Source organism: Desulfosporosinus acididurans, from assembly GCF_001029285.1.
Classification (GTDB): domain Bacteria; phylum Bacillota; class Desulfitobacteriia; order Desulfitobacteriales; family Desulfitobacteriaceae; genus Desulfosporosinus; species Desulfosporosinus acididurans.
This window is the reverse complement of the sequence record NZ_LDZY01000016.1, coordinates 52472-64762: the sequence shown is the minus strand read 5'-3', so window position 1 is coordinate 64762 and position 12291 is coordinate 52472. Positions and strand designations below refer to the sequence as shown.

The following is a 12291-nucleotide window of genomic DNA, read 5'->3' as shown; positions in this document are numbered from 1 at the left end:
ACATGAAGCAAAAATTAATTTACTTGGTCAGACATGGTGATATCGGCCTAGGGAGTGAAAAACGTTATATTGGTCAAACTGATCTGCCCTTAAGTCCCCTTGGTTTAAAGCAGGCTTCATTACTAAAGGATATGTTTAGTCACTTGTCATTCGATAATATTTTTTGCAGCGATTTAATGAGGGCGCAGCAAACAGCGGAAATCATCGCAATTCTTAGCACAGCGGTTCCTATCCTTTGTCCGGAGTTCCGGGAAGTGAACATGGGTGATTGGGAGGGGAAAACTTTCTCGGAAATTAGAACAAGGTTCCCTAAGAAATTCGCAGAACGTGGTCAAACTATTGCAAATTTTGTCCCGCCCCGGGGTGAAAGCTTTAGTGACTGTTCCAAACGAGTCCTTCCGGCGTTTGAGCGGCTGGCGGAATCTGCAGGAAACACAATTTTAATTGTTGCTCATGCCGGTGTGAACAGAATAATTATCTGCCATGTCCTTGGGATGCCCTTGGAGAATGTTTTTCAACTCCAACAGAGTTATGGCTGCGTTAATTTACTTTGTCAAGATAGTTCGGGGTACAGATTAAACTATATGAACAATTTGGTTGTTAAGGTAACCGGCGAAGGGTTAATTTATTGATTTACGAAAATCAATAAATTAACCCTAAATTATTCGGAACTATTAACGTTATTATTTAAAAGTGTTCCAATTTAAAGCGTTTGTTCAAAACAAAGTGTTCCAAAATAGTCCATTATAGCGAGTTAACATATATTTTAAAAATAAATTTAAACGTAAAGATTATCGTTTTACTGCTTTTATCTATCTTTTTAAGAATAACCTCCGTCCTCCAGCGCAGCTTGATTTTCGACTTTAGCTGAAGAAATTCAATAAAATAGGACATGTGAAACAAATAACTAAATTTTCAGATAGTTCTGGCACAGAAATTGCTATATTATTCGTCAAGAATCCGGGAATTAAATTCTGGCTCATATTCAGCGTTGAAAATCAAATACTAAAACTAATATGAAAATGGAGGTTAAAAACATGGGAATCATTCATCAAGTCTATGGGTATTTCATGCCAACAGTAAACCTTATGGGAGCAGGAGCAGTACAAGAAACCGGAAAACAAGCAAAATTATTGGGCGGTAAAAAAGTCTTCTTAGTTACCGATGCATTCCTGGAAAAGATCGGTATGGCTCAAGAAATTGCTGATATTATCAGTAAAGAAGGCCTCGAAGTTGTTATTTACGGGGGGGCTGAACCAAATCCAACCGACAAAAATGTTCATGATGGATTGGATATTTACACTAAAGAAGGCTGCAACCTTATTGTTTCGGTGGGTGGAGGCTCTTCCCATGACTGTGCTAAGGGTATTGGATTGGTTGCCGGAAATGGCGGCAGAATTAATGATTATGAAGGCGTGGATAAATCTCCTTTACCGATGGCCCCAATGATTGCCATTAATACCACCGCAGGAACGGCGGCAGAAATGACAAGATTCTGCATTATTACAGATTTAGCCAGACACATTAAAATGGCTATTGTTGATTGGCATGTAACACCTAATGTTTCCATTAACGATCCTTTATTAATGATGAAACAACCACCCAGTTTAACCGCTGCAACCGGAATGGATGCGCTTACCCATGCAGTAGAGGCCTATGTTTCCACAATAGCTACACCTGTAACGGATTCGGCGGCTTTAATGGCCTTTAGATTAATTAGCAAGTATTTGCGTCGTGCCGTGGCCAATGGGGAAGATTTCGAAGCTCGTGAACAAATGGCTTACGCTCAATTATTAGCTGGAATGGCATTTAATAATGCCAGTTTAGGTTATGTTCATGCTATGGCCCACCAATTAGGAGGATTCTATAATTTGCCGCATGGTGTTTGCAACGCCATCCTTTTGCCACACGTCTCACGTTTTAACATGATTGGCAATGTCGAGCGTTATGCAGAGATTGCTGAGGCCATGGGAGAAAATATTACCGGGCTTTCAGCCAGAGAAGCTGCCGAGAAATGTTTCAGCACTATAGCAACGCTTTCGCGAGATGTTGGTATTCCTACAGGATTAGCAGAACTGGGAGTTAAAGAAGAAGACTTTGCCCTTATGGCAGGTAATGCCAAGCAGGATGCTTGTCAATTAACGAATCCACGAACTGCAACCCTCGATCAAGTCATTCAAATCTATAAAAACGCAATGTAAAGCAGGAACTTATTTTAAGATTTCGCAAAAAACAAATGCGCTGGCAGAGAAGATTTTACTCATCTCGCCAGCGCATCTCGTTTTTTATGAACATGAAGATTTTAAAATTCCTTCTTATGACCCAAACGACAAACTCCTGAAACAGTGAAACATGGTATGAGGTCACTGGCCTGTTGATATTTTATTCTAGAATCTGTTCAGTGATCCCAACCCAAAAAATGTGAAAAAGAACAAATACTTCAAGTTTGAGATCACCTTGACGAAAATGTTAGTAATTGGTATACTAATATCATGAAAATTTAGAATGTTCATATAATTAGGTGTAAGGCCTTACTATATGATCAAAGAAACTAGCGGATGATAGGAGGTGAAACACCTGGAGAGTTATTTGTTGGACTTATAACAATTTAGCATTTCCAACGTCACTGAACTTATAAACATGAGTAAAGGGGAGTCGATGATTAATGGCAGAGATCATGGAGATCCGAGAAAGTTCAATAGCCGACCCAGGACCACTTGGTTTAGCCGGTTTTGCACTTACAACATTCATTCTTAGTCTGTCAAATGCGAAGCTAGTGCCAGCGGAACTCGGTACATTATTTGTCCCTCTGGCACTATTTTACGGTGGTTTAGCCCAAATACTTGCCGGAATGTGGGAGTTTAAAAAGAACAATACGTTTGGGGCAGTGGCTTTCACAACTTATGGAGCATTTTGGATGGGTTTGGCAGCCACTGTCATATTAGAGACACTTAAGATCCTCAATTTTGGTGCTTCTGGTCATATGGCTCTTGGAGTATATTTAACAGGGTTCACCATTTTTACGTTCTATATGTGGATAGGGACTTTCAGAATTAATAATGCTTTACTAGCAGTATTTACCTTCGTGGAAATTGCCTTTGTTTTATTGGATTTAGCCGAATTTGGCATTATTTCTTCAAGTGTTCCTGGCGGTATTTTTGGATTAATTACGGCAGCTTGTGCCTGGTATGCCTCAGCGGCCGGAGTTCTAAATCCACTTTATGGTCGTGCGGTTCTCCCAGTTGGCTCTCGTGCCGTAACTGTTAAGAAAAATTTTTCTTCAGGGAAACAGGCTTAATTGACACTTGAAATTTATCCTTTGTTGGATTTCGCGTGGATTAATTTGAACTCGGCATTATTGTCGAGTTTTTTTAATATATGTTCAAAATATGATGAAGTATAACTATCATTTTTAATTAGACAATATTAAAGAGAAATCTTAAAGCTTTTACTTATAATGTAAATAATAATATAGGAAATTGTTAAAATCAAAACTTACTGGTATCATAATATCTAAAGAATCGACTTAAAAATTTATATCCGATGCTTTGAGATTGAATCAGATGAATAAAGGATTTGAACATAGATAATGAATAAATTAGTCATTGGGATATTAGCACATGTGGATGCGGGCAAGACGACATTATCAGAAGCCATCCTTTATCTGAGCGGTAAAATTGGCAAATTAGGACGAGTAGATCATAAAAATGCTTATTTAGATACCTTTGAGCTTGAACGAGCAAGGGGAATCACTATTTTTTCGAAGCAGGCCATATTTGAGATAGAAGAAACTCAGATTACGTTACTGGATACCCCAGGGCATGTAGATTTTTCAGCTGAAATGGAGAGAACGCTTCAGGTGTTGGATTATGCCATTTTAGTGATAAGTGGCGCCGACGGGGTACAGGGGCATACGAAAACGTTGTGGCGGCTTCTCAACATGTACCAGATACCTGTCTTTTTATTCGTCAATAAGATGGACCAGAATGGGACGGATAAGGACAAATTGATGTTAGAGATAAAAAAGCAATTGAATGATGGATGCATTGAATTTGAACATGTTAAGACAAACCGCTTTTATGATCAACTGGCCATGTGTAATGAAACAATGATGGAAGAATATCTGGAAACAGAACACATTGAAACGGCACAGATCAAAAATGCAATAAAGGAGCGAAACGTCTTTCCCTGCTTTTTCGGTTCAGCCTTAAAATTAGAAGGTGTTGAGCAATTTATGCAGGGCATTGCTGACAATGCCATAGTACCTTTCTATCCCAGTCAGTTCGGAGCTAAAATATTCAAAATAACCAGAGACGAACAGGGTAACCGTCTCACGCACATGAAACTTATTGGCGGAAGACTTAAGGTAAAAGATATCTTGAAGAATGGGCTTTGGGAAGAGAAAGTAAATCAAATTCGTGTCTATTCTGGACAAAAATTTGAGGCAGTAAATGAAATAGAAGCAGGTTCCGTTTTAGCGGTTACGGGGCTCAGCCAAACGAAACCGGGAGAAGGTTTAGGGATAGAAGAAGCTTCAAATACACCGGTTTTGGAACCCGTGTTGTTTTATCAGATTATACTTCCAGAGGGCTGTGACCCGAGAGTAATGATACCCAAACTGCGTCAGATTGAAGAAGAAGAGCCTGAACTTCATATTGTCTGGAATGAACAATTACAAGAAATTCAGGCCCAGATCATGGGAGAAGTGCAAATTGAAATTTTGCAGAACCTTATCCAAAGCCGTTTTGGTATCCCAGTGACCTTTGATGCCGGAAGGATTGTCTATAAAGAAACGATTGCCAATGTCGTTGAAGGGGTAGGACATTTTGAACCATTGCGCCATTATGCGGAGGTTCACCTTTTATTGGAGCCCGGTGAACCGGGAAGTGGTCTTAAGTTTGGAGCAAAATGCAGTGAGGATACCTTAAGTAAAAACTGGCAAAGGCTTATATTAACCCATCTGGAAGAAAAAGCGCACAAAGGAATTTTAACAGGATCAACAATCACAGATATGAAAATCACTTTAGTCTCAGGCAGAGCACACACTAAGCATACAGAAGGCGGTGATTTCAGAGAGGCCACCTACCGTGCAGTGCGCCAAGGTTTAAAGGAAGCAGAATCTATATTATTGGAGCCTTATTATGCCTTTGAGCTGGAACTCCCTGTGAAAATGGTAGGAAGAGCTATGACGGACATCGAGAAAATGCATGGTACATGCGAAATATCGCAGACAAATGGGGAGATGTCGATTCTTGTGGGGAGTGCCCCTGTTCTTACCATGAGAAATTATCAGAAAGAAATTATCGCCTATACTAAAGGTCTTGGCAGGCTCTTTTGCAGCCTAAAAGGGTATGAACGATGCCACAATGCAGATGAGATCATTGCAAGTATCGGCTATGATTCGGAAAGAGATGTTAATAATCCTACAGGTTCTGTATTTTGTACACATGGCTCGGGCTTTTTGGTGGATTGGGATAGCGTAAAGGATCACATGCATGTTGAAAGCTATTTTCAGAAAAAAGAGGATTTGGCCGGAGAGATAGCCCCAAACCGTGTCTCATACTCAGAAGAAAAGTGGATTAGTTTGGATGAGATTGATCAAATTATCAATAATACTTTCTATGCGAACCAAGGAAAGAAGTCTGCCTGGAAAAAACGCAAAACAGCCCGCGAAAGTTATTACGAAGACTTTGTCTCTGTAAGCAGTGAGAAGGTAAACAAAGAAGAGTATCTTCTTGTTGATGGATATAATGTAATCCATGCCTGGCCTGAGCTCAAAGAACTTGCGGATAGCAATATGGACGGTGCCAGAATGAAATTACTGGAGAGTCTAAGCAATTATCAAGGCATTCGAAAATGCCAAATTATTGTTGTGTTCGACGCTTACCTCGTTCAGGGGCATCTTGAAGAAATTATCGACTATCATAATATTCATCTGGTTTATACAAGGGAGGCACAAACTGCAGACCAGTATATTGAAAAATTCGCTCATGATAATCAGAAAAAATATAATATAACTGTTGCAACATCAGACGGTTTACAGCAGATTATTATCAGAGGAGAAGGATGTGTCTTATTATCTGCCAGGGAACTAAAGGCCGAGATCGAAGAGACTTATGAAAGAACAAAGCTGGAATATCGGGAAATACAGAGAAGACCACGTAATTATTTAATGGACACATTGTCTCCTGAAGCAAAACAGCGGATTGATAAACTGATTAAAGATAAAAATGAGACTTAAACTATATCAATAGGGGCAATTCCCGAAGAGAGTTATGCTCATCGTGATAGATTTCCATTTCCTAGTTAAAAAGTCCATCGAGTGCACATAATACGAAATGTAGTAAACAAATAAGGCACTCGCTGAAAACTATAACTGGGCGGTGGAAACATGTTATGGGTCGCATTATTAGTAGGCGTTCAAGTATTGCTCTTGGGAACAGTGATTATTCTTGAAAATAAAGATCCAGGAAAAACTGTAACTTGGTTGTTTATTCTAAGTCTCCTGCCGATCCTGGGTTTTCTTCTTTATATTCTATTTTCTCAAAAGCAACGTAATAAACTCTTTCGGAATAAGGCACAACGGACAAATAGGTTAAAGCAAAGAATCAATGAATACGATCCCATTCCAAAGAATGAATACTCAACTTTTTCTCCAGATAACAATTTAGACCTTAAATTAGCTAACCTCCTTATGTATAGTGGTTATGCCCGCTTAAAGATGCATAACAAAGTTGACGTACTCGTCAATGGCCGAGAGAAATTTGCTGCTTTGCTTCAATCGTTAGAAAATGCCGCCCATCACATCCATTTGAGCTATTACATTTTCAAAGATGATGAAATAGGTGCCGACGTCTTAAAAATCCTTTCCCATAAAGTTTCTGAAGGAGTGGAAGTACGCGTTCTCCTTGACGGAGTGGGGAGCCTTTTCCTGGCTGGAAACTTCATGACTACCATGAGACAAGCCGGAATCCAAGCTCAATGGTATTTTCCATTACGCTTTCCCTTTTTAACTCCAAGGCTTAATTTACGTTACCACCGAAAAATTGTTATCATTGACGGGTATGTAGGGTACATGGGGGGGCTCAATATTGGAGACGAATATCTTTCGCGTGACCCGAAACTTGGATTTTGGAGAGATACTCACCTCAAATTATTTGGAGAATCCGTCCATACCCTGCAAAGTATCTTTTTAAACGACTGGAATACTGTAACTCATCAGGAGATAAGGGGTGAAAACTACTTTCCTAAGGTTGAAATCCCTGATATACTTCCTATTCAGATTGGCGCCAGCGGCCCGGATTCTAATTGGGCATCCATTCTGCAAGGTTTTTTCGTCGCGATAACGATGGCTAAGCGGAGCATAAAAATCGAGACACCCTATTTTATCCCTGATGAAAGTCTAATCATGGGGCTCAAGACTGCAGCCCTCTCAGGAATAGATGTTCAAATCATTATCCAAGGAGTTCCGGAACACAAAGTGACTTACTGGGCTATGAACTCCTATCTTGAAGAACTGCTCGAAGCAGGCGTTAAAATCTATAAGTATATGAAAGGAATTCTTCACGCTAAAGTTCTTCTCATTGATGAAACTTTAGCATCTGTAGGGTCTGCTAATATGGATGTGCGTAGCTTTTCCCTTGACTTTGAAATCTCCGCGTTTATGTATGATCAGAAATTAACGATGCTCTTAGTTAAGGACTTCGAAAATGATTTGAGTGAATCTCGAAGTATTAATCTCGAAGCGTTCCAAACTCGTCCATATTCCGAACGTCTTAAAGAGTCCTTTGCTCGTTTATTTTCACCACTGCTATAAAGTTCCTTCAGCTTTACCTTATCTTCAAATGTCTGTATAATATTACTAATTTCCAACCTCCCCGGGCGATTCGCGAAACAGTGGAGGTTGGATTCATGGAGGTAAGGCATGAAGTTAACGAAACGTACGAAATCTATTGGCGGCATTTTGGCAATAGCTGCCGGGGCAATTATTGCCGCATATGGAATTCAAGCCTTTGTCGTCCCTTCTGGGCTTGGCGGTGGAGGGGTCGGCGGCATAGCACTGTTGCTGCTTTACACATTAAAACTCCCTATTGGCTTAATGACATTCCTATTAAATGTTCCGCTGTTCATTTTAGGATGGAGGGAAATAAATAAAGATTTTATTTTCAAAACCATTTGGGGATTAGTCATTTTTTCTATCTTCCTTGATCTCTTTAAAGGTATCCATCCAGTGCCGATAAACGATATCTTTCTTGGGGCAGTCTACGGCGGTGTGTTTTCAGGAATTTCCTCAAGTATTGTGTTTCGTTTTGGTGGAAGTCTGGGAGGCACGGATATTGTTTCTAAGGTTATCCATCGAAGATATGGAGTGCCCATGGGAACGTCTGCTTTAGCGATCAATAGCCTGATAATTTTGGTTTCCTGGGCAATCTTAGGCTCAAATAGAGCTCTCTATACCTTAGTCAATCTTTTTGTCTACGGGCGGGTCCTCGACATAATCCAAAGCGGCGTTCCTTCGAAATCAATAACGATTATTTCCGATCAACCGGAAGCTTTGGTCGATCGAATTATGGTGGACTTAGGCAGAGGAGCAACTTTTTTAAGCGGCCGCGGTGCTTATTCTAACGAGCCTAAAAATGTTATTATCTGTGTAGTCAGTCTTCCGGAACTAGGCCGCTTAAAACAAGCAGTGCGTGATGTTGACCCAGAAGCATTTATGATTGTATCCAATGCCGGGGAAGTTCTCGGCAGGGGATTTTTAAAAAATGAATAAAAATGATATAACCCTTTTGGTGCAGGATTTATGGTAACGTAAAGAGAAGTAGAAGTAACATATAAAACAAAATAAGATGTCTCTTGATCAGTTATAGAACAGAGGTGGCAAACGGTGATAAGCGAGAAGAAATGGAGACCGAATAAAATTTGGGCTTTGGCCATGATTTGTTTCATGTTTGGTCTTACACTGATAATTATGCTCCTAGGTGATCAAAGCATCTCTTTAGTATCCTTTTTTTTCCTCATCACAGCTCTAGTTGCTCTGTATTTTCCGTGGGAATTTTTGTTAATTCAAATCGTTCTCGCCTCCGGATTAACGTTCCTTATTTTATATGAACATACACATCGTCTAACACTCCTGCAATGGCTTCTCTATACATTGGTTTATCTCTTTATTGGTATTGCTGTTAATCGAGAGATCGATGCAATTCGTCAAATTCAGCGGCACGAAACAGAGATGTCAGCATTATCCGATATATCGACCTCTTTAACGAAAACACTTGATTTGTGTGAACTAACGAATCAAGTAGTTGATCAAACCTTTTCCTTATTTAAGGCAGACGGCTGTACAATTTACTTAATGGAAGATGAAGAAAAATCGCTGCGGGTAATTAGTGCTCGTGAAAGTCAAAGTGACCCTGATGTACTAACCAGTATTCTCAATAACCACCCCCGAGTAGGTTTTGGCTTGGTAGGCTGGGTAGCAGCAACAGGTGAAGCTGTCCTTTCCGGAGATGCTGAACATGATCCAAGGTCTATACACATTCCAGGTACTCCCTATGATGACGAATCTGTCATGGGAATTCCCCTTAAATTAGAAGAAAAAACTTTTGGAGTTCTTTGGATCTATACTCTGAGTTTAAATACCTTTAGCAAAGATGATCTTCAATTGGCCCAGATTTTTGCCAACCAAGTGAGTGTCGCTTTAGCGAACGCCCGCTTATACGAACATGTTCGTTGCCTGTCTGAAACGGACAGCTTAACAGGTCTTTTAAATTCTCGCTCTCTTACCGATTTAACAGAACGCGCTATTAATCATGCCCAGACTGCTAAGGGAAAGGTTTCCCTTCTTTTTATTGATTGCGACAATTTCAAGAGAATTAATGACCAGTTTGGGCATCCTGTCGGGGATCAATTTTTGCGTTTCCTGGCTAAACTCTTACTAGAAACCGTAAGGGAAGGGGATGCTGTGGTGCGGTATGCAGGAGATGAATTTGTCATTCTCTTGCCTAAGACACCTCTCGAAGCAGCAATCAGTATTGCTGAAAGGTTGCTTGAAACTACCCGCATCAAAATTATGGAAGATAATCCTTTGCTGCAAACAACAATATCGGTGGGACTGGCTGTTTATCCGCTGCATGCCTTGACAGCGGAAGAACTCATCAAACTTGCCGACGATGCCCTCTATTGTTCAAAACGCAATGGCAAAAACCAATTATCCATCTATAATCCAAAGTCCAAAAGTATCTCTAACTTAGGTTCATAATTGTTTACTTTAGTTCCGAATTAAGTTCAGAATTACGTTCTGTATCAAATTTTTTTAGTTCACTTAAGGTAACGATTCGATAACCTTCTCTTTTAAGAGAATCAATAATTAATCCCAGGGCTTTAACAGTTTGAGTTCGATGATAACCGCCATCGTGCATAAGGATAATTGCTCCCGGGAAAACATTATTCATAACATTTTTAACAATTTGATTAACTCCAGGATTGCGCCAGTCTTTACTATCGACACTCCAGAGAGCAACGACATGGCCATTCTTTTTAATACTTTCCAGTTGCGCCTTTGACAGAAAACCTCCAGGCGGGCGATAAAAATAAGTATGGATACCCGTTGCCGCATAAACTTCGTCGTCCGTTTGACTAATCTCTTTCAAAAGGCGTTGTTGTTTATAATCATGGTCATAACTATGATTTCCGATTTCATGACCTTCATTGGCTAAACGCTTTAATAACCTTGGATTATCCTTAACAGCTTGCCCTAAAACAAAAAATGTTGCTCTGACTTCTTTTTCCTTAAGTATTTCCAAGACTTGTGGCGTGTCAATGGGATCAGGACCATCATCAAAAGTTAAGGCAACTACTTTTTCCTGTGTATGAGCCATGTAATAGGTTCCTGGAATACGTACCAAAGAAGGGGCTGTTAGTGAAGTCGCTGTGGTGAAGATGATAACTCCCATAATAGTGATAAATAAGCAAAGCATAATTAGTCTTCTTCGAGTTAATAACAAAAAAAGCACCGTTTACACCCCCAATTGCTTTATTATCCTATGGGTAAATATCTTGAACCATGCATACTCTTTCAAAATCTTATCTCATACCTACTCACTCCAAGCACGTGATCATATTCGATTTCGCAGCAAAGGCAGGAGAAGACCGGTTATCCGTTGTTCTGCTGCCTTTGCTGCGAAATTTAGTATGGGAACATTCTGATGTCGTTGACACGTGCTATAATTTAGATAACCTATTATTGTAGTATGCTTCTAGGACAGTACAAAGAATTGGATTGCCGAAATAGATGCTTGATTTACCATAGAATAGGAAGTGCTAACATGGGAATAAGAATCGGAGTGGACGGCGGAGGCAGTAAGACAGAAGTTGTAGCCCTTGATTCAACCGGAAAAATACTTTGTTCTCAGCTCAACCCTTCAAGTAACTATCACGTTGTTGGCAGAACTCAAGCTGTAAACAATATCGTGAACGGAATTCGCGATGCTCTGAAAGAGGGTTCTTTAGAAGGTATCGGAATTAGCCTTGCGGGTATTGACACCGCTGAGGACTGGAATATTATGGCGAATGGTTTAAGAGATGAATTACTAAAATTAGAGGAAGTACGAGGATTATCTTTTCGTGATATTCCTATTGTTATGGAGAATGATGCTTTTGGCGCCTTAATGTCTGTAAGAGGGAGATTTTTCGGAAATGTTTTGGCTGTTGGAACCGGAACTGTGGCCCTCGGAGTTAATGACGAGGGAAAGGTCTTTCGCATTGGGGGCTGGGGGCATTTAATAGGTGACCAGGGCAGCGGCTATGATATTGGACGTAAGGCGCTTGCAGCTATGGTTGCATCCTGTGATGGCTACGGGCCTAAAAGTATTTTAGAATCAATAGTGTCAAATCATTTGCAGCTAAAACAAGTGCGTGAAATTGTTGACTGGCTGAATCAAGCAGAACGCACAAATAAAGATATTGCAGCTTTAGTTCCTATAGTTGTAGAGGCGGCTCGGAACCAGGATGCTGTCGCAGAAGCAATATTTGCCCAAGCAGGAAGAGATTTAGGGCTCGTTACCAGAGCACTGCTCCGGAAAACTCAAGGTATTGACCTAGGGCTTGTTGGAGGTATTACCCATATTTGGGAATTTATTGAGCCCACATTTTTATTGACTATTTATGAAGAGTTTTCTAACCTGCAATTGCTTCAACCTTCTTATCAGCCATCTGTTGGCGCAGCACTGTTAAGTGAGATTTCTCAAGTACGGCATATAGAGATTTAAAAAGGATTTGGCAATCCAAATT

At 40.2% G+C, this 12291-nt stretch carries 9 protein-coding genes; 8 read left to right on the top strand and 1 reads right to left on the bottom strand.

Annotated elements, in window-relative coordinates:
* The first annotated feature begins 2 nt into the window (after window positions 1-2).
* The 7 genes from cobC (at window position 3) to DEAC_RS18830 (ending at window position 10261) form a co-directional block, all read left to right on the top strand.
* Window positions 3-632, top strand: a complete 630-nt coding sequence (gene cobC / locus DEAC_RS18860; protein WP_047811632.1) for an alpha-ribazole phosphatase — start codon at window positions 3-5, stop codon at window positions 630-632.
* Window positions 633-1037: 405 nt separating this feature from the next.
* Complete coding sequence (locus tag DEAC_RS18855) at window positions 1038-2201, top strand: iron-containing alcohol dehydrogenase (RefSeq protein WP_047811631.1); 1164 nt, start codon at window positions 1038-1040, stop codon at window positions 2199-2201.
* A gap of 464 nt (window positions 2202-2665) precedes the next feature.
* Window positions 2666-3298 carry an acetate uptake transporter gene (locus DEAC_RS18850; RefSeq protein ID WP_047811630.1) on the top strand — a complete coding sequence of 211 codons (633 nt, stop codon included), beginning with the start codon at window positions 2666-2668 and terminating at the stop codon, window positions 3296-3298.
* A 291-nt stretch (window positions 3299-3589) separates the two neighbouring features.
* On the top strand, window positions 3590-6241 hold the full coding sequence (locus DEAC_RS18845) for a translation factor GTPase family protein (protein ID WP_047811629.1): 2652 nt from the start codon (window positions 3590-3592) through the stop codon (window positions 6239-6241).
* Window positions 6242-6391: 150 nt separating this feature from the next.
* Window positions 6392-7816, top strand: a complete 1425-nt coding sequence (cls, locus tag DEAC_RS18840) for a cardiolipin synthase (protein ID WP_047811628.1) — start codon at window positions 6392-6394, stop codon at window positions 7814-7816.
* Window positions 7817-7924: 108 nt separating this feature from the next.
* Window positions 7925-8773: a YitT family protein gene (locus DEAC_RS18835; protein WP_047811627.1), complete on the top strand. Its 849-nt coding sequence runs from the start codon at window positions 7925-7927 to the stop codon at window positions 8771-8773.
* Between the two features lie 114 nt (window positions 8774-8887).
* Window positions 8888-10261 (top strand): GGDEF domain-containing protein, encoded by a 1374-nt coding sequence (locus DEAC_RS18830; RefSeq protein ID WP_047811626.1) that lies wholly within the window; start codon window positions 8888-8890, stop codon window positions 10259-10261.
* A gap of 4 nt (window positions 10262-10265) precedes the next feature.
* Here DEAC_RS18830 and DEAC_RS18825 read toward each other — a convergent pair whose 3' ends face one another.
* Window positions 10266-10955, bottom strand: coding sequence for a polysaccharide deacetylase family protein (locus DEAC_RS18825; protein WP_242847211.1), 690 nt, complete (start codon window positions 10953-10955; stop codon window positions 10266-10268).
* A 372-nt stretch (window positions 10956-11327) separates the two neighbouring features.
* Here DEAC_RS18825 and DEAC_RS18820 point away from each other — a divergent pair, with 372 nt between their 5' ends.
* A complete protein-coding gene (locus DEAC_RS18820; RefSeq protein WP_047811625.1) occupies window positions 11328-12269 on the top strand; it encodes a BadF/BadG/BcrA/BcrD ATPase family protein in 942 nt (313 codons plus the stop codon).
* Window positions 12270-12291 lie beyond the last annotated feature (22 nt).